14 protein-coding genes are annotated in these 18,298 nt (G+C 59.8%); 5 read left to right on the forward strand and 9 right to left on the reverse strand.

Features of this window, described 5'->3' with window-relative positions:
* Positions 1 to 34: 34 nt before the first annotated feature.
* Genes entH through entC form a run of 5 tightly spaced genes read right to left on the reverse strand, consistent with a single transcriptional unit; the run spans position 35 to position 4,864 of the window.
* Positions 35 to 448 carry a proofreading thioesterase EntH gene (entH, locus tag LZP96_RS04100; RefSeq protein WP_064325251.1) on the reverse strand — a complete coding sequence of 138 codons (414 nt, stop codon included), beginning with the start codon at positions 446 to 448 and terminating at the stop codon, positions 35 to 37.
* Entirely contained in the window at positions 449 to 1,204 is a 756-nt protein-coding gene (gene entA / locus LZP96_RS04105; RefSeq protein ID WP_064325250.1) for a 2,3-dihydro-2,3-dihydroxybenzoate dehydrogenase EntA, read from the reverse strand.
* Positions 1,204 to 2,058 (reverse strand): isochorismatase, encoded by an 855-nt coding sequence (locus LZP96_RS04110; RefSeq protein WP_064325249.1) that lies wholly within the window; start codon positions 2,056 to 2,058, stop codon positions 1,204 to 1,206. Before LZP96_RS04110 ends, entA begins: the two co-directional genes overlap by 1 nt.
* Before the next feature lie 10 nt (positions 2,059 to 2,068).
* Positions 2,069 to 3,679 carry a (2,3-dihydroxybenzoyl)adenylate synthase EntE gene (gene entE, locus LZP96_RS04115; RefSeq protein ID WP_064325248.1) on the reverse strand — a complete coding sequence of 537 codons (1,611 nt, stop codon included), beginning with the start codon at positions 3,677 to 3,679 and terminating at the stop codon, positions 2,069 to 2,071.
* Between the two features lie 9 nt (positions 3,680 to 3,688).
* Positions 3,689 to 4,864, reverse strand: coding sequence for an isochorismate synthase EntC (gene entC, locus LZP96_RS04120; protein ID WP_064325247.1), 1,176 nt, complete (start codon positions 4,862 to 4,864; stop codon positions 3,689 to 3,691).
* A 187-nt stretch (positions 4,865 to 5,051) separates the two neighbouring features.
* On the opposite strand from entC, the gene fepB reads away from it, so the two are divergent.
* The gene (gene fepB, locus LZP96_RS04125) at positions 5,052 to 6,011 is read left to right on the forward strand and encodes a Fe2+-enterobactin ABC transporter substrate-binding protein (RefSeq protein ID WP_064325246.1); all 960 of its coding nucleotides are present in this window, start codon (positions 5,052 to 5,054) and stop codon (positions 6,009 to 6,011) included.
* Between the two features lie 46 nt (positions 6,012 to 6,057).
* On the opposite strand, the gene entS is transcribed toward fepB, so the two are convergent.
* Positions 6,058 to 7,305, reverse strand: coding sequence for an enterobactin transporter EntS (entS, locus tag LZP96_RS04130; protein ID WP_064325245.1), 1,248 nt, complete (start codon positions 7,303 to 7,305; stop codon positions 6,058 to 6,060).
* Between the two features lie 111 nt (positions 7,306 to 7,416).
* Between entS and fepD the strand changes: the two genes are divergently transcribed.
* From fepD to fepC, 3 genes are read left to right on the forward strand one after another with little or no spacing between them, the layout of a single operon-like run.
* Complete coding sequence (fepD, locus tag LZP96_RS04135) at positions 7,417 to 8,421, forward strand: Fe(3+)-siderophore ABC transporter permease (RefSeq protein WP_064325244.1); 1,005 nt, start codon at positions 7,417 to 7,419, stop codon at positions 8,419 to 8,421.
* Positions 8,418 to 9,410, forward strand: a complete 993-nt coding sequence (fepG, locus tag LZP96_RS04140; protein ID WP_064325243.1) for an iron-enterobactin ABC transporter permease — start codon at positions 8,418 to 8,420, stop codon at positions 9,408 to 9,410. Before fepD ends, fepG begins: the two co-directional genes overlap by 4 nt.
* Positions 9,407 to 10,207 (forward strand): iron-enterobactin ABC transporter ATP-binding protein, encoded by an 801-nt coding sequence (fepC, locus tag LZP96_RS04145; RefSeq protein WP_064325242.1) that lies wholly within the window; start codon positions 9,407 to 9,409, stop codon positions 10,205 to 10,207. The genes fepG and fepC overlap by 4 nt, the downstream gene beginning before the upstream one ends.
* A gap of 179 nt (positions 10,208 to 10,386) precedes the next feature.
* Here fepC and entF read toward each other — a convergent pair whose 3' ends face one another.
* Genes entF through fes form a run of 3 tightly spaced genes read right to left on the reverse strand, consistent with a single transcriptional unit; the run spans position 10,387 to position 15,669 of the window.
* A complete protein-coding gene (gene entF, locus LZP96_RS04150; RefSeq protein WP_064325241.1) occupies positions 10,387 to 14,244 on the reverse strand; it encodes an enterobactin non-ribosomal peptide synthetase EntF in 3,858 nt (1,285 codons plus the stop codon).
* Positions 14,241 to 14,453, reverse strand: a complete 213-nt coding sequence (locus LZP96_RS04155; RefSeq protein WP_064325240.1) for an MbtH family protein — start codon at positions 14,451 to 14,453, stop codon at positions 14,241 to 14,243. Before LZP96_RS04155 ends, entF begins: the two co-directional genes overlap by 4 nt.
* 10 nt (positions 14,454 to 14,463) lie before the next feature.
* Complete coding sequence (gene fes / locus LZP96_RS04160) at positions 14,464 to 15,669, reverse strand: enterochelin esterase (RefSeq protein ID WP_064325239.1); 1,206 nt, start codon at positions 15,667 to 15,669, stop codon at positions 14,464 to 14,466.
* 253 nt (positions 15,670 to 15,922) lie between these two features.
* Between fes and LZP96_RS04165 the strand changes: the two genes are divergently transcribed.
* On the forward strand, positions 15,923 to 18,172 hold the full coding sequence (locus LZP96_RS04165) for a TonB-dependent siderophore receptor (RefSeq protein ID WP_064325238.1): 2,250 nt from the start codon (positions 15,923 to 15,925) through the stop codon (positions 18,170 to 18,172).
* Positions 18,173 to 18,298: the final 126 nt, after the last annotated feature.

Below are 18,298 nucleotides of genomic sequence, written 5' to 3' on the forward strand. Positions count from 1 at the left end.
GAGGGTTAGGGTGAGGGCATCAGCCCGCACAACGCTACCCTAACACCATCGTACTTAACCGGCAGGTGCAGCAACGCCGTCCCTGTTCGTCAAACACCACAATCTCCCAGCTCTGGCTGGAACGCCCTAAGTGCAGCGGCTGGCATACGGCGCGCACCTTTCCTTGCGCGACAGCACGATGATGCGTGGCATTCAGCTCTGTGCCTACCACGTTCTGCCCGTCACGGGTCATCAGAAAACCGGCCATCGAGCCCAGCGTTTCCGCCAGCGCCGCCGAGGCGCCACCGTGCAGCAGGCCGAATGGCTGATGCGTTCGCGCCTCCACCGGCATTTCTGCTTCCAGCGTTTCGTCGCCAAGCCGCGTATAGACGATGCCGAGATGCGCCACCATGGTGTTCAGGCTGGTAGCGTTAAGTTCGTCCAGCGTTAAATGACGTTTCCAGATCATCTATGCCCCCAGCGTGGAGCCGCCGTCCACCACGATATCCTGTAACGTAATATGGCTGGCGGCATCGGAGGCAAGGAACAAAATCGTGCTGGCGACTTCCTGTGGACGGGCAATCTTACCCAGCGGAATGCCCAGCTTAAACTGCTCGCCAAAGCCGCGTACCCGCTGTTGTTCTGCATCATCACTGGTCCAGAGCGTCCGCTGCATGTCCGTATCGGTTGAACCCGGCGACACCAGATTCGCGCGCACGCCGCTACCTGCCAGCTCCAGCCCCACCGTCAGGGCCAGGCTTTTAAGCGCCGCCTTCGATGCCCCATACGCGCTCATCCCCATACGCGGCGTATGCGCAGCGTCAGAAGCGACCGTGACTATCGCGCCTCCCTGCTGGCGACGAAACTGCCCCATCGTCTGCTGGAAAAGGTTAAACGCTCCGCCGACGTTTACCGCGAAGGTCTGCTCCCAGTCCTCCCGGGAGAGTTGGTCGGTTGCGCCCATGCGCAGGATCCCCGCCGCATTCACCAGCACGTCCAGACGATCGATCGCGTTCAGAAGAGCGCCGCACACCTCGCGCACCTGCTGTGCGTCAGCGACGTCCAGCGTTGTGGTCGTAAACGGATAGTCCGCCTGTGCAAAGGCCAGGTCGAACCCGGTCACCGTTGCGCCTGCGTCGACAAATGCCCGGGCAGTCGCGTAGCCAATCCCCTTCCCGGCTCCGGTGACCCAGACGGTTTTGCCAGTAAAATCCAGTCCCGCCATCACTTCACCTCACGGGACAGTAACGCCCACCAGGCATCCAGCGTAGGATTTTTCGCCAGCATGACAAAATCGATATCGCCATGCACTTTACGCCAGCGTGCCGCCAGCGCCATCATGCGGACTGAATCCAGACCGTAGTCGATCAGGTTTTCATCATCCATCGGCTCGTCGGATTCGTCCAGCAGAGGCAGGATCGCCGCACGCAGCGCCGCCTTCGACGCCGGTACCGACGGCAGTAGTTCGTCAGTCATGACCACGCGCCCGGTACGCCCCGCCACATACTTCAGTGACATCAGATGCTCTTCGCGGCTGAAATCGGCCAGCGCATCGGCAATAAAGAACGGTTTGATATCACGCATAAACGCATCGGTGGCGGTGGTCATGCAGCCGATATGGGCATAGACCCCGGTGATGAGCAGCTGATTACGCCCGGTCTCTTTTAGCATTTGTTCCAGCGGCGAACGGTGAAACGCGCTGTAGCGCCACTTCACCAGCACCGTGTCGGCTTCGTCTGGCGTCAGTTCTGCCACAATACGCTGCTGTTCCGGGGAGCGCGTCAGGCCCGGTCCCCACATATCGTTGAGCAACGCGCGGTCTTCATCACTCTGCTCTTTGGGTTGCGCGGTGTAATAGACCGGAATGTTATGCGCTTTACAGTAATCGCGGAGTTTAGCGATATTCGCCACCACCTGCGCCATCATCGGGCTATTTTCGCCCCAGAAGTGAAGGAAATAGTCCTGCATATCGTGGATCAGCAGCGCGGCACGCTCAGGTTCAAAAGCCCAGCTCACTTTGTTATCCGGCAGTTCAGCGGCGGTTGGCAGTGCATAGCCGTTTAATTTTGGAATGGTCATACTTTTTTCCTCAGCCCCGGGCGCGTTCAGCCAGCCACAGGCGCAATTGTTTCTTGTCCACTTTCCCTACCGGCGTCAGCGGCAGTGCATCCACGCACTCCACGCGATCCGGTAGCTTGAATTCCGCAACGCCCTGCTCGCGCAGGAAACGACGCACGTCCACCGCACGCAGCGGTTTGCTCACCACCAGGTAAGCGCAGCTTTTCTCGCCCAGCAGGCTATCTTCCATGCTGACCAGCGCCGCATGGATCACCGCTTCGTTGCGCAGCAGCAGGTTTTCAACCTCTTCTGCGGCGATCTTCTCGCCACCGCGGTTGATCTGATCTTTCTCGCGGCCCTGTACCGTGATATAGCCCTGCTCATCGATAGAAATCAGATCGCCAGAACAGTAGAAACCGTCAGCATCAAAGGCGCTGGCGTTGTGTTCCGGGCTGTTGAAATAGCCCCGGAAGGTATAGGGTCCGCGGGTCATCAGGCGTCCGACTTCTCCCCGCGGTAACGGATGACCGTTTTCGTCGGCAACCCAGACTTCATCATCCGGAGACATCGGACGGCCCTGGGTGTTCATGATGCGTTCAGGCGAATCATCCAGCGCGGTGTAGTTCACCAGCCCTTCCGCCATGCCGAACACCTGCTGAAGCTGGCATCCCAACTCGGCAGGAATGCGCGCGGCCAGCGTGGCGGAAAGCCGTGCGCCGCCTACCTGCAGCAGCTCCAGAGAGCGTAACTGTGCCGCGTCTGCGCCCTCGGCAATCGCCTGTAGCCACAGGCTGACCGCAGGAGGCACCAGCGAGGTAACGTTGACCTGATGCTTTTCAATCAGCGGGAAACAGATCGTCGCGCTCGGATCGTTCGCCAGCACCACGCAGCCGCCAGCCATAAAGATCCCGAGCGAGCCGGGAGAGCTCATCGCAAAGTTATGCGCGGCAGGGAGCGCGTTCAGATAACGGGTATCGGCATGGATTCCGCATACCTCATTACTGCGGCGAATGCTGTAGTCATAGTCGTTATGCGTGCGCGGGATCAGCTTCGGCGTGCCGGTACTGCCCCCGGAGAGCTGGAAGAAGGCCACTTCATCCGCAGGCGTTGGCGAGGCTATAAAATTATCCGCCGGACGGGCGATCGCCGCTTCAAGCGCATGTTCGCCACGGTCGCCGCGCAGCAACACCACGCGCACAGATCGATGCTGATCGACAAAACCATTGAGGAAATCATCGCCCGTAAACAGCGCATGCTGACGATCCGCAATCAGCACGACCGGTTTAATTTGCGAGGCGTAGGCGTTGAGTTCACTGCGCTGATGGCTGAAGAGCGCATTAACCGGCGCCACGCCCGCCTGTAACAACGCGAAGAAGGTGATATAAAATTCGGCCACGTTGCCCAACTGCACCAGCGCGGTCTCACCGCGCTTGATGCCCTGGGCCTGTAGTGCGCTGGCCAGATTATTCACCGCCTGATGGAATTCCCGGTAGGTGTAGTGACGATCGCCGTCAATAATAGCCAGGGCATCACTGTCCGCATGGCGGGTCAGGATGTGGGTCAACGGCAGATCCTGCCAGTAGCCTTTTTCACGGTAGCGCCGGGCAAACGCCTCGGGCCAGCGGGTAAAGGGGATGGTCATGATAATTCCTCAGTGCAAACCAAAAACATTGAGCATGGTCGAAAGCTTCACGCCGGTTTCACGCCATTCACCCACGGGTGAGGACGCCGGGACAATGCCCGCGCCGGCAAACAGGCGAACCCTGTTTTCGTTTAAACGCGCACAGCGTATGGTGACGACCCATTCGCCATTCCCTTCGCTGTCGCACCATCCGACGATGCCGCCGAACAGTTCACGATCGAAGGGCTCCAGCTCGGCAATCAACTGTTTTGCCGCCTGGTGGGGGAAGCCGCTCAGCGCCGGCGTCGGGTGCAGCAGACACGCCAGCGTCAGCGCATTTTCATGATCGCGCGCCTCGCCTTCGACCGGCGTGGCCAGATGCCACAGGGTCGGCGTGGTGATCAACTGAGGCGAAGAGGGCATGCTGAGGTGATGGCTGCGGGGTTCCAGAATGGCTTTCATCGCCTGGGTCACCAGATCGTGCTCATGGCGATCTTTTTCTGAGGCCAGCAGTTTGTTTCCCGCTTCCCGATCCAGCATATCGTCCGGCTGACGACGGGCAGAGCCTGCCAGCGGCAGGGAGCTAAAGTGCGCGCCCTCTTTACGCAGCAGCAGTTCCGGGCTTGCGCCCAGCAGCACGCCGCCATCTTCCAGCGGGACGTGGAAGTTAAAGCTTGCCGGGTTTTGCGCGATAAGGCGCTCCAGCAGCGCACCGCTGTCGATCTTCCGATCGGTGGCGATATCAATCAGGCGCGAAAGCACCACTTTATTCACCTGCGGCGTAGCGGTCAGCGCGGCGGCGCGCGACACCATCTCTTCAAACACCGGTTGCGGCGGGATCTCGGTCCGGTTTGCGACCTTCAGCGCCTGGGCGGCAGAGTGATAGCAGGCGGATTTTTGCCGCGCCGTGCGTGAAAATGCCTGCCAGCTCTCTGGAATAAACAGTGATGACGGTTTGCGAGTATCAAACGGGATAGCGCCCACCATGATTGGCTGGGCAATGCCGCTGGCCTTCGCGTCGCGGAAAGCCTGGGCTAACGTTTGCTGAAAGTGCCCGGCGGGATCGTCGCCGCCGACGGCGGATTCAGTAAAACGGGCAAAGCAGCCTGACGTGGTGAAGCTGCGATAAGGCGACATAAAGAAAAAGCTGTCTGATTGCAGCGTGGTCGCGTTGTGGTGAACTTCCTCAGCCAATGACGTATCCATATCATCCTCCTAAAATGATAAACGCAGTACGAATAATTATCATTTATATTTTCGATGGCTAACCTAATCGCACAGCGCGATGGTGTCAACCACAGAGAGTGCATCTTGTGCGACTAACGCTTGCATCCCTGTCGGGCATTCATGAAAATGAGAAGCATTAACTTCAACAAAAACAGGATGCCGCTTCGTGACTCTTTTCGCTGTTTGCCGTAAGGCCCTTCTTTTATCAGGACTTTTTGTTTTAGGACTAACCTCAGCGTTTGCCGCAGACTGGCCGCGTCAGGTGACGGACAGCCGTGGCACGCATACGCTGGAGAGCAAACCGACGCGTATTGTGTCGACCAGCGTCACGCTCACCGGTTCGTTGCTGGCCATTGATGCACCGGTCGTGGCAAGCGGCGCAACGACGCCCAATAACCGCGTCGCAGACGATCAGGGGTTTTTGCGCCAGTGGGGCGATATCGCGAAAGAGCGTAAGCTCACCCGTTTGTATATTGGCGAGCCAAGCGCCGAAGCCGTCGCGGCACAAATGCCGGATCTGATCCTGATTAGCGCAACCGGAGGGGATTCCGCGCTGGCGTTGTACGATCAGCTTTCCGCCATCGCCCCTACGCTTGTGATCAATTACGATGACAAAAGCTGGCAGGCCCTTTTGACCCAGCTCGGCACGATTACCGGCCAGGAAAAACAGGCCGCCGAACGAATTGCTGCGTTTGATCAGCAGCTCACGCAGGTGAAAAAGCAGATGAAATTGCCTCCGCAGCCGGTGAACGCCATCGTCTATACCGCCGCCGCGCACAGCGCCAACCTGTGGACCGCCGAGTCGGCCCAGGGCCAGTTGCTGCACCAGTTAGGCTTTACGCTGGCTGACCTCCCCGCCGGATTGCAGACGTCAACAAGCCAGGGCAAACGCCACGACATCATTCAGTTGGGTGGAGAAAATCTGGCAACGGGGCTGAACGGTGAGGGATTGTTCTTGTTCGCAGGCGATCAAAAAGATGTGGAGGCCATTTACGCCAATCCGCTGCTGGCACACCTGCCTGCGGTACAAAACAAACGCGTCTGGGCGCTGGGGACAGAGACGTTCCGTCTGGATTATTACAGTGCGATGCGGGTGCTGCAGCGTTTAGAGGCCACGTTCAGATAATACTTTTCCGGCCCTCTCCCCACTGGAGAGGGCCGGGATGAGAGCATCAGGCCGCACTGTCGTTCAACACAACCTCCTGCCTGAACCGCCGCAGCTCCACCAACACCAGCACTAAAATTCCACCCACCAGGGCTAATGCAAACCCGCTGCTGCTCGCCGACGCCACCGGGGTCATCATCGAACCTAATCCACCGAGGATCGCCGCGCCAATCGCATCGCCCGTCACGTTCTGCGCGGTCCACAGCCCGTTGATGCGACCCAGCATCCCTTCTGGGGTTTGCGTCTGGATCAAGGTGTATTGCAATAGCGAGCTGATTGCGCTGAGCCAGCCAAAAATCACCAGACACAGCACGCCCAGCGCCCACACCGGCATCAGGCTGAAGAAGCCAATCGCAACAAACGCGGCCAGCGTCGCCAGCAGCACGATCAGTCCCGGTCGCGTGCTGTGCGCAAGGTTACCGCTGGTCAGCGCGCCGCAGGCCGCCCCGAGCGGGATACCTGCATATAAGATACCTATCTCCGAGGCGCTCATCTGCCACTCGCCTGCCAGCGCCGGGTACAACACACGCACCGCGCTCGCCATCGTCAGCAGGCCGCCGATCAACGCAATGCCGCCAATCAGCGGGTGGCTGAACAGAAAACCGATCGCCGCCATCAGGGATTTCAGCGGGTGCTCACGCTGCTGCGGGGGTGGCGGTAATACCGGTAAACGCAGCAGCGTCAGGGTGGTAATAAAGGTGCCCGCCGCCGCCAGACCGTAGTTCCACGCCACGTTGCCGGTCGCCAACAGCAGCCCCCCTGCCATGGGTGAAATCACCGATCCCAGTCGTACGGTGAGCATAGTGATCGCCCCCGCCTGCATCAGGTTTTCGCGCCCGACCAGCGCAGGCGTCGCCGCCAGCAACGCCGTAACGCCGAGCGATGCAAAAAAGCCGTCCCATAATCCCAGGACATAGATCGCTATCAACGAGGGCTCCGGTAACAGGGCATTCAGGCACAGCCCGACGAACCCCACGCCACAGGTGCCGCGCGCCAGTAAAATGAGTTTTTTGCGCTCATAGCGATCGGCCAGCACGCCCCCCACCATCAGGCCAATAAACATCGCGCTGCCCGTTAAGGTGACGGAAAGACCCACCAGCCAGCTCGACTGGGTCATCGCCTGGATCTGTACAGGTACCGCGACGCCTAACAGGCCCAGCGATAAAATGGAGATAAAACGCGCAATAAAGACGGCGCGAAACGCCGGATGTGATTTGAGCAGGCTGAGATTGAGCAGCCAGGATTTTTGATTCATGACAAGGCCTTGAGGTCTAACGGTCTACCATTTCCATGGCCGCACATGCTAACATAGCCAAATAAGATAGATAACGATAATTACTATCATTATCAAATCATGGACGTGGCTATGTCGTTTTCCTCTCCCGCGCTGCGCGCCTTTGCGGTGCCCGCTTTACTACTGCTGTTACTCATTGCAATGGCCCTCAGCCTGCTGGTTGGCGCCAGGTCTCTGCCCGCCTCGGTGATTGTCGATGCGCTGTCAGGCACCTGCCAGAGTGCGGATTGCACAATTGTGCTGGATGCCCGACTGCCCCGCACCCTTGCCGGCCTGCTGGCCGGGGCCGCGCTGGGTATGGCGGGAGCGCTGATGCAAACCCTGACCCGCAATCCGCTTGCCGATCCGGGCTTGCTGGGAGTCAACGCCGGGGCCAGCTTTGCCATTGTGCTGGGCGCGGCCCTGTTTGGTTTTTCGTCCCCGACAGAACAACTGCTGATGGCCTTTTGCGGCGCGCTGGCGGCGGCGTTAATCGTGGCGTTTACCGGCAGTCAGGGCGGCGGGCAGCTCAGTCCGGTTCGCCTGACGCTGGCTGGCGTCGCGCTCGGTGCCGTGCTTGAAGGGCTCTCAAACGGCATCGCCTTGCTTAACCCGGATGTCTACGATCGGCTGCGCTTCTGGCAGGCCGGTTCGCTGGATATCCGCACGCTGGACACATTGCATCTGGTCGCCGTGCCGGTGATCGTCGCCGGTGTGGTCGCCCTGCTCTTAAGCCGGGCGCTCAACAGCCTGAGTCTGGGCAGTGATACCGCCACCGCGCTGGGCAGCCGCGTTGCGCGAACCCAGCTTATCGGCCTGCTGGCAATAACCGTACTCTGCGGTAGCGCAACGGCGGTTGTGGGTCCGATTGCGTTTATTGGGCTGATGATGCCGCACATGGCGCGCTGGCTGGTGGGCGCGGATCATCGCTGGTCGCTGCCGGTGACGCTGCTGGCAACCCCCGTTCTGCTGCTGTTTGCCGATATTATTGGCCGATTGCTGGTGCCCGGCGAGCTGCGCGTTTCGGTGGTCAGCGCCTTTATCGGCGCACCGGTGCTGATATTTCTGGTGCGTCGTCAGCGTGGAGGGAGCCTGTGAATACGCCGTCAAAACGCCTGGTCCTGAGCGCATTACTGCTGATTTGCGCCAGCCTGCTCGTGGCCGTCTGGAGCCTGCGCAGCGGCGTGGTCACCCTCGATTTTTCTCAGGTCTTCCATGCCCTCACCGGCAACGCGCCGCGTAATGTCACCCTGGTGGTGACCGAATGGCGATTGCCGCGCGTGGTGATGGCCATCCTGGTGGGGGCCGCCTTGGGCGTGAGCGGTGCCATCTTCCAGTCGTTGATGCGTAATCCACTGGGCAGCCCGGACGTCATGGGCTTTAATACCGGTGCCTGGAGCGGCGTGCTGGTGGCGATGGTGCTGTTTGGGCAGCATTTAACCGCCATTGCCCTGGCGGCCATGGCGGGCGGGATACTCACCTCTCTGATCGTCTGGCTGCTGGCCTGGCGCAACGGCATTGAAACCTTTCGTCTGATCATTATCGGCATTGGCGTTCGCGCCATGCTGGTGGCCTTTAACACCTGGTTGCTGCTGCAGGCATCGCTGGAAACCGCGGTGACCGCAGGCCTGTGGAACGCCGGTTCGCTTAACGGTCTGACGTGGTCAAAGACCCTGCCCGCCGCGCCCATTATTCTCGCGATGTTCGTCTTTGCACTCCTGCTCATCAGGCGAATGCGTCTGATGGAGATGGGCGATGACACTGCCAGCGCGCTGGGCGTGAACGTGGAACGCTCGCGCCTGACGCTGATGCTGGTCGCGGTGGTGCTGACGGCTGCCGCCACGGCGATTGCCGGGCCTATCTCCTTTATTGCGCTGGTCGCACCGCACATCGCGCGGCGAATCAGTAACACCGCACGCTGGGGGGTGACCCTGTCGGCACTGTGCGGGGCATTACTGCTCTTAGCGGCCGATCTCTGCGCCCAGCAACTCTTTATGCCTTATCAACTTCCGGTAGGTGTGGTGACCGTCAGCCTTGGCGGTATTTACCTCATCGTCTTGTTAGTTCAGGAGTCACGCAAGAAATGACCCAAACCGCAACCCGCTTGCGCGGCGAAAACCTAAGCCTGGGCTATGGCAAAAAAATCGTAGCCCACGATTTAACCGTGGCGATCCCCGAAGGACATTTTACGGCGATTATTGGCCCGAACGGCTGCGGCAAATCGACGCTGCTGCGTACGCTCAGCCGCTTGATGACCCCGCTACACGGAAACGTCTTTCTGGACGGAGAGATTATTCAGCGCTTCGCCAGCAAAGAGGTGGCGCGACAAATTGGCCTGCTGGCGCAAAACGCGACCACGCCAGGCGATATTAGCGTGCAGGAGCTGGTCGCCCGGGGGCGTTATCCCCACCAGCCGCTGTTTACCCGCTGGCGAAAAGAGGACGAAGAGGCAGTCACCCGGGCGATGCACGCCACCGGCATTACCGATCTGGCGCGGCAAAGCGTGGACACCCTTTCCGGGGGGCAACGCCAGCGGGCGTGGATTGCGATGGTGCTGGCGCAGGAAACCTCGATTATGCTGCTGGACGAGCCCACCACCTGGCTGGATATCAGCCATCAGATTGATTTGCTGGAGTTGCTGAGCGACCTGAACCGCACGAAGGGTTATACGCTGGCGGCAGTGCTGCATGATTTGAATCAGGCCTGTCGTTATGCCACCCATATTATTGCCCTGCGCGACGGGAAAATCGTGGCAGAAGGCGCACCCAAAGCGATCGTGACGCCGGACCTGATTGAGCGAATTTATGGTATGCGTTGCGTGATCATTGACGATCCGGTTGCGGGTACACCGCTGGTGGTGCCGCTGGGGAAGCGTGCGGTCTGATGCCCTCACCCCGGCCCTCTCCCACAGGGAGAGGGAGTAAAAAACCCACTGCCCACAGGGAGAGGGAGCAAAAACCGCACTGCCCACAGGGAGAGGGAGCAAAAACCGCACTGCCGATAAGGACCGGACGCAAACTGTTCCCTCTCCCTATGGGAGAGGGTTAGGGTGAGGGGAAACCGCTATCCCAATATCTCCTTCAACACCGGACCTATCCTTTCAAACGCCTGCGGTGAAATGATATCCACGTGGGCGCAATCCTGATGATACACCTCCAGCTCAGCCACAAACGGTGCCCACGCCTGCTTTGGATCCTGGGTTCGCGTGCGTTCGGCAACGAACAGGGTTGCTTTGCCGTCGAAGCGTGCGCTGTGCGCCGTGGTGAGCAGGCGCACGGCATCCGCATAGTTGCCTTCGATTGCGTTAAATAACGCGTTCGAGCCCTGCCCCTGCTGCGCGGCGATAAACGCCTGACGTTCACGTTCGATCTCCGCCAGCACCTCCGGATCAAGACCATTGGCCTCTTTCTCTGCCCAGTTCTGGGTTTCCGGCGGCCAGGTATCGAGCAGACCGAGGAACGCCACGGCGTCGCCCTGCTCGCGCAGTCGCGCGGCAATCCCCTGCGCCAGCGTACCGCCCAGCGAGTAGCCGAAGAGATAATACGGCCCCTGCGGCTGCTGTGCGCGGAGGGTCTGCAGATGATGGTCTATTATTCCGTCCAGCGTGGCGCACTGCTGCATCGGCCCTTCCGGACGCGGCGACTGAATGCCGGTGATGGACCAGCGCGGGCTGAGATAGCGCGCCAGCACGCTAAACTGCCAGGCAAAACCGGACGCCGGATGGAAGCAGAACAACGTCGGTCCATGGCTTTCACGCAGCGGGAGGATCGTTTCGTAGCCCAGACGCTGTGCCTGTTCGTCATCCAGGGGAGAATCCACCAGCGCGCTCAGCGCGTTAACCGTCGAGGCCACCATAATCTGCCCCGGCGTGACCTTGCGGGAAAACGTGCGGCTGAGCTGCGCGGCCAGACGCATCGCCAGCAGGGAGTGTCCGCCGAGGGCGAAGAAATCGGCGTCGATATCATTCACCTCGCAGCCAAGGAGTGCAGAAAAGGCCTGCGCGATGGCCACTTCGGTGTCTGTTTCAGGCGCACGGCCTGACGTAGTGCGGGTCAGCTCCGGCAACGGCAGCGCTTTGCGGTCAAGTTTGCCATTTGCGGAGAGGGGCAATGCGTTTATTTGTAGCAACACCACCGGGACCATGTGCGGCGGCAGCTGAGCTTTAAGCGCGTGCAACAGCGCATCGCGATCCAGCGGTAAACCGGATTCGGAGACGACATATCCTACCAGTTGACGGGCATCGCCCCCGGTTGCCGCCGCCTGATTAAACACGCAGGCATGCGCCACGGCCTGCGCCACGTCAGGCAGTGAAAGCAGTGCCCGGTCGATTTCGCCAAGCTCAATACGCTGACCACGAATTTTAAGCTGATCGTCACTGCGGCCCAGATATTCTACCGCGCCGTTATCCAGCCAGCGGGCCACGTCGCCGGTGCGGTACATCCGCTCGCCAGGCGCGAAAGGATCGGCAATGAAGCGGCTGGCAGTCAGATCCGGCCGGCCCAGGTATCCCTGTGCCAGCTGGATCCCGGTGAGGTACAGGTCACCCGCCACGCCGAACGGCACCGGGCGCATCATAGCGTCCAGAATACGCAGTCCCGTATTCCACACCGGGAAGCCAATCGGCACGCTGTTGCCCTGCACCGCCGCCAGCTCCGGGCCAAACGCCGGATACCAGCTCACGTCTACCGCCGCTTCCGTCGGGCCGTAAAGGTTATGCAGCGGCGCGTGGGTAAGCTGTTCCCACTCACGGCACAATTCGGTCGGCAGCGCTTCCCCGCTACAGAACACCTTATTCAGGGTCTTGCAGCACCCGGCATTTTCCGGCGTCAGCGAGGCGACAAATGCCGCCAGCATCGACGGCACAAAGTGCGTCGTGGTGACGCCATAGTGCGCAAAGAAGGCCTGCATCGCCTGCGGATCGCGGTGCGCGTCCGGCTCGGCCATCACCAGCTTCGCCCCGGCGATAAAGGGCCACCAGAACTCCCACACCGAGACGTCAAAACTGCACGGCGTTTTTTGTGCCACCACGTCACGCGCGTCCAGGGGATAATGATCCTGCATCCACATCAGGCGGTTGACGATGGCGGTATGGTCGACCATCACCCCTTTCGGACGCCCTGTCGAGCCAGAGGTAAAGATGATATACGCCGTCTGCGCCGGCGTCGCCAGGCGCAGAGGTTCAACATCCGTGCCCGACAATAGTGTGTTGTAACTAAAGGAGGCGATGGGCAGATCGCTAAAGCGCGCCAGCTGCTCGTCGGTGGTAATCAGCAGCGACGGCTTCGCGTCCTCCAGCATCATGCGCAGGCGATCGTCCGGATAGCCGGTATCCAGCGGCAACCATGCGGCGCCTGCCTCCACAATACCGTGCAGTGCCAGGGTCAAAAACACCGAGCGCGGTAAGGCCACCGCCACGCTGTCGCCGGGCTTCACGCCGCGTTCACGCAGCAGTTTCGCCAGCGCGACGACCTGCTCGCGCATCTGGCGATAGCTCAGTTCAATGTGCGCATCCGCCACCGCCGGGGCATCCGGGGTGTTGCTCGCCTGTTCCGCGACCAGCGCTGCCAGCGTGGTTGCCGGTACGTGATGCCCGGTGTCGTTGATGCGCGCGAGCTGTGCGTACTCTGGCTCAGAAACGGTCTCGACCTCACCGCAGCGCAAATCCGGATTGGCGGCAAATTGCATCAGCATGGCGTTCAGGCGCGCGACGTGGCGCTTAAGCGTCGCTTCATCGTAGCGCTGCTTATTGGCAAGGATCTCAATGCTCAGCCCCCCCTGCTCGTCCGGGAACAGCGCCAGTTCAAGGTCATTGACCGGGCCGGTCGCCAGCGTATGGGTGAGGGCTTCTACACCCGCAATATCCAGCTGGTAATCGAATACTTTGACGTTCAGCACCGGACCAAACAGCGCTTCATCACCCGCCGCACGCCCGGCGTCGCGGACGATCTGCTCGGCGTCGTAGCGCTGATGACGGCGCATTTTTTTAAGCTGACCAGCCAGGCGTAACGCCAGCTCGGAAAGTCGCTCTTGCGGGGCAATATTCACCGCCAGCGGCAGGACGTTCAGCACCGGTCCGGTTGCCGTTAAGGCCGCGGAGCCCATGCGGCGCATAAAGATAAACCCGGCAGCGTAGTCCGGCCGCCCGGTCAGCCGCCCGAGCCAGAGCGCCACCAGCGCAAGCGCCAGATCGGTGCGCTGCACCGGCCCTGCCGCCTGACAAAGCTGGCTGAAAGCGCGGCTGTCTGCCGTCATTTTCAGGCGCAAAATATCGGTTGTTGCGGCGCGGCCCGGTAACGGTGCCGACGAGAGTGACACGGGAGGTGGCAGCTGTTTGCGCTGTTCAGCCCAGAAGGCGCCATCGCGTTGGTAGGCTTCACTGTTGCGATAGCGTTGATACTCGTCCACCACCTCTGCAAACGGCGTAAAAGGGGAAGCAGGCGTAGGTTCGCCCTGCCGCCATGCTGCATAAATCGCGGCGATCTGGCGGGTAATTGCCGGGAAACTGAAGCCATCCACCACCAGATGATGATATCGCTGATACCAGTACCAGTGGCGTTCACCCACCTGTATTAACTGATGAAATGCCAGCGGCTGACCGCTGTCCACACGCAGATTCTGATTGAGATCGGCCTCCATGAGCGCGACGGCTTCGTCATGAGACGCGACGCGCACCACGGACGGCTCCGCTAAGGTCATGGCGTCATCGACCCACTGCCACACCTCACCGTTATCTTCGGTGAAACGCGTGCGCAGGGTATCGGCCTGCATCATCCCTTCGACAATGGCTTTTGCCAGCAGCGGCGCATTAATATCGCCCTTCAGCTCGGTGTAGTGTGCTACGCTCCAGGCGTTTGGCAGGGAGGAAAGCTGTTCCGCCATCCAGATCCCCGGCTGAGCGGCCACAAGAGGAAGACGGTTCATGCGTTCTCCTTCGCAAAATGAGAGGGCACCAGCGTTTGCCCGTGTTCGGCCAGCCACTGCTGGCACGCTTCCTGAGACTGCGGCTCGCAGACCACGTGCCAGCCTGCGGGCAGATCGCACTGCTGCGGCCACAGGCTGTATTGGCCCGGGTCATTACGCAAAATCGCGAATTGTCCCTGCGGATTATCGAAAGGATTACTGAATTCCATACAGACTCCGTTAGTCAATGAGCGGTTGCCAGAGGGTCATGAGCCCCTGCGTCAGCCCGCCGCGCCAGCAAAGCGCATCGTGTCCGCCGTCAACCTGACGCCAGATAACCGGCTGCTGCGTGTGGTGTAGTTCGGCGTAGATCGCCTGATTTGCGCGGAAGATAAGCGGCTCGTTGCGCCCGGCCTCAAGGACGATACGCAGCCCGCGCGCGGTTTTTTCACCCGCTTTAAGTTGTTCGATAAGCAGCCCGTCCTGCTGCGCGCCGCGGTGCGGCCACCAGAACGAGCCCGACTGGCTGAGCACGCAGCCAAAACGCTGCGGCCAGTTAAGGCCGGCGTAAAGCGCGGAAAGCCCGCCGAAACTTTGCCCCGCGACCAGCGTGGCGTCGGGCCGGTCGCTGAAAGGCGTGAGCCTTTTCACCTGAGGCAGAAGTTCTTCCTGCACCGCCAGCCAGAATTCGGGGTTGCAGGGCAGCTCGCGGCTGCGGTGCGCGGTGTCGATAACGTCGATCAGCACGTAGACCGCGGGTGGCAATTTGCGCGCAACGGTGAGCGCCGTCAGCGCAGGCCAAACGGGCATACTTTCAGCCCAGAATTGTCCGTCGAGCAGAACGGCGAGCGGGCGCTCAGAGGCCTGCGCCTCACCCGTGGTAAAGATCCAGACGCGGCGACGATTACCCAGACGCTTGCTGTGCCACTCAATACAGTCTGGCGAGGCATACGGCGTTTCAGGACGATCCCAGCCCGGTTGTACCGGAGCATCAGGCATTTCAATCGCTGAGACGGCATGACCGCGCCCACCGCGCCAGCTTTGCGGGTTCAGCGAGTCGGCAACCGCGTGCGGCAGCAGTCTGCGCCACCCTTCACGCAGCGCCGTGCGATCAGGCTGTTCGCTGTGAAACACCGCATCGGCAAAATCGACTTCATTATTCGAGGGGATAAAACAGTAGCTGCCGCGCCATTCAGGGCTGAATTCACCCTGCCACTGCCAGACGTTGGTATCGGGAATACGCTCAAGGGATTGCGGGCGGGCATTTTGATGGTGGTCGGTCACGCCTGTAATATAGAGCCAGACGCGCTTCACTGGCGACGTGTTCTGCGTCCCCGCAGGGTCGCGCCACCAGAACGTAACGCGATATTTTTCTGCAACACGCTCCACATCGGGGCCGTGCTTCGACTGCCACCAGGCTTCACTTCCCGTTGTTAATGCCGTCACCCTTATAACCTCATGTTTAACAGTATTTTTTTGTGCTAAGACAAAAATTATTGATAATATTATTGATAACTATTTGCATTTGCAATAGCGTAGTGCCCGCGCTGTGGGAAGCGCGCTCATAAAACAAACAGACCATGCATTGTGTGCGCTCGAGGACAGGGCTGCTTACGCAACGTGCGGGTGACAACATGCCGTCTCCTCTCCCCTTCGGGAATGGAGCCTGGGGATGCGGCAACGGAAAGCAGGACGTACAATGAATAAGAAGATTCACTCCCTGGCCTTGCTGGTCAACGTAGGGATTTATGGCATCGCATTGCCCGCACTGGCAGCGGACAACACCGCCACGGCGCAGCACGAAGACACCATGGTGATCACCGCCGCAGAACAGAACCTGCAGGCACCCGGTGTATCCACCATCACCGCTGATGAAATCCGTAAAAATCCTCCCGCGCGCGATGTCGCCGAGATCATCCGCACCATGCCTGGCGTCAACCTGACGGGCAACTCCACCAGCGGCCAGCGCGGTAACAATCGTCAGATTGATATCCGTGGTATGGGCCCGGAAAACACCCTGATCCTGATTGACGGTAAACCCGTTACCAGCCGTAACTCTATCCGTCTGGGCTGGCGCGGCGAGCGTGATACCCGTGGCGATACCGGCTGGGTTCCGCCAGAAATGGTTGAACGCATCGAAGTGATTCGTGGTCCGGCCGCAGCACGCTACGGCAACGGTGCCGCGGGTGGCGTGGTGAATATCATCACCAAAAAATTCGACGACCAGTGGCACGGCTCCTGGAACACCTATCTGAACGCGCCTGAACACAAGGATGAAGGCTCGACAAAACGCACCAACTTCAGCCTGAGCGGCCCGCTGGGCGGCGATTTCAGCTTCCGCATGTTCGGCAACCTGGACAAAACCCAGGCCGATGCCTGGGACATCAACCAGGGCCATCAGTCTGACCGTACCGGCGCGTATGCCGACACGCTGCCAGCCGGTCGTGAAGGGGTGGAAAATAAAGACATTAACGGCGTTGTGCGCTGGGAATTTGCCCCTATGCAGTCTCTGGAGTTCGAAGCAGGCTACAGCCGTCAGAACAACCTTTATGCGGGCGACACGCAGAACACTAACAACGACAATAGCTCGAACGGCCTGGTGAAGAAAAATTACGGTAAAGAGACTAACCGTATTTATCGGCAAAACTTTGCCGTCACCTGGAACGGCGGCTGGGATAACGGCATCACCACCAGTAACTGGGCGCAGTACGAGCACACCCGCAACTCTCGCCTGGGTGAAGGTTTAGCCGGCGGTCTGGAAGGATTGTTCAACAGCAATAAATTTACCGACACCGACCTGGCCGACGTGATGTTGCACAGTGAGATCAACCTGCCGATCGATTTCCTCGTGAACCAAAATCTGACGCTGGGTACCGAATGGAATCAGCAGCGTATGAAGGATTCCACTTCTAACTCGCAGGCCCAGCAAGGCGGTCTCATTCCGGGCATGAGCGACGATCGCAGTCCGTACTCCTCGGCGGAGATTTTCTCCCTGTTCGCGGAAAACAATATGGAGCTGACCGACAGCACCATACTGACCCCGGCGTTACGTTTCGATCACCATACCATTGTCGGCAATAACTGGAGCCCGTCCCTGAACCTGTCACAAGGTCTGGGCGATGACTTCACCCTGAAGATGGGTATCGCGCGCGCCTATAAAGCCCCGAGCCTGTATCAGACCAACCCGAACTATCTGCTCTACAGCAAAGGCCAGGGCTGCTACGCCAGCTCCGACGGCGTGGGCTGTTACATGATGGGTAACGACGATCTGAAAGCCGAAACCAGCATCAACAAAGAGATTGGTCTTGAGTGGAAACACGACGGCTGGCTGGCCGGTGTGACCTGGTTCCGCAACGACTACCGCGATAAGATTGAAGCGGGCTATGCGCCAATCGGCCAGACATCCACCAGCAAAGTGACCACCGATATCTATCAGTGGGAAAACGTGCCGAAAGCGGTGGTAGAAGGTCTTGAAGGCTCCCTGAACGTGCCGGTCAGCGACACGATCAACTGGACCAACAACATTACCTACATGCTGCAGAGTAAGAACAAAGAGACCGGCGACCGTCTGTCGATTATCCCGGAGTACACGCTCAACTCAACCCTGAGCTGGCAGGTTCATCAGGATGTTTCGTTGCAGTCGACCTTCACCTGGTACGGCAAGCAGCAGCCGAAGAAGTACAACTACAAGGGCCAGCCGGTGACCGGGTCTGAAAAAGACGAAGTCAGCCCATACAGCATCGTTGGCCTGAGCGCGACCTGGGACGCGACCAAAAACATCAGCCTGACCGGTGGCGTGGATAACGTCTTCGACAAACGCCAGTGGCGTGCGGGTAATGCCCAGACGACGGGCAACACCGCAACCGGTGCGTATATGTACGGCGCAGGCGCATACACCTATAATGAGCCGGGCCGCACCTGGTACATGAGCGTGAATACACGCTTCTAAGGTGAACGCAAAACGGCAACTTCGGTTGCCGTTTTTAATTCTTCTTTTTATGGGTGAGGGCATCGGGCCGTGCGCAGGGTAAATACCGGAGCCGCATGTTCCCCCTCACCCCTACCCTCTCCCAAA

Source organism: Huaxiibacter chinensis, from assembly GCF_022171985.1.
Taxonomy (GTDB): Bacteria; Pseudomonadota; Gammaproteobacteria; order Enterobacterales; family Enterobacteriaceae; genus Enterobacter; species Enterobacter chinensis_A.

Coding starts and splice junctions, on each gene's coding strand:
- entH (WP_064325251.1), bottom strand. CDS start 448: ATGATCTGGAAACGTCATTTAACGCTGGACGAACTTAACGCTACCAGC.
- entA (WP_064325250.1), bottom strand. CDS start 1,204: ATGGCGGGACTGGATTTTACTGGCAAAACCGTCTGGGTCACCGGAGCC.
- LZP96_RS04110 (WP_064325249.1), bottom strand. CDS start 2,058: ATGACCATTCCAAAATTAAACGGCTATGCACTGCCAACCGCCGCTGAA.
- entE (WP_064325248.1), bottom strand. CDS start 3,679: ATGACCATCCCCTTTACCCGCTGGCCCGAGGCGTTTGCCCGGCGCTAC.
- entC (WP_064325247.1), bottom strand. CDS start 4,864: ATGGATACGTCATTGGCTGAGGAAGTTCACCACAACGCGACCACGCTG.
- entS (WP_064325245.1), bottom strand. CDS start 7,305: ATGAATCAAAAATCCTGGCTGCTCAATCTCAGCCTGCTCAAATCACAT.
- fepD (WP_064325244.1), top strand. CDS start 7,417: ATGTCGTTTTCCTCTCCCGCGCTGCGCGCCTTTGCGGTGCCCGCTTTA.
- fepC (WP_064325242.1), top strand. CDS start 9,407: ATGACCCAAACCGCAACCCGCTTGCGCGGCGAAAACCTAAGCCTGGGC.
- entF (WP_064325241.1), bottom strand. CDS start 14,244: ATGAACCGTCTTCCTCTTGTGGCCGCTCAGCCGGGGATCTGGATGGCG.
- LZP96_RS04155 (WP_064325240.1), bottom strand. CDS start 14,453: ATGGAATTCAGTAATCCTTTCGATAATCCGCAGGGACAATTCGCGATT.
- LZP96_RS04165 (WP_064325238.1), top strand. CDS start 15,923: ATGAATAAGAAGATTCACTCCCTGGCCTTGCTGGTCAACGTAGGGATT.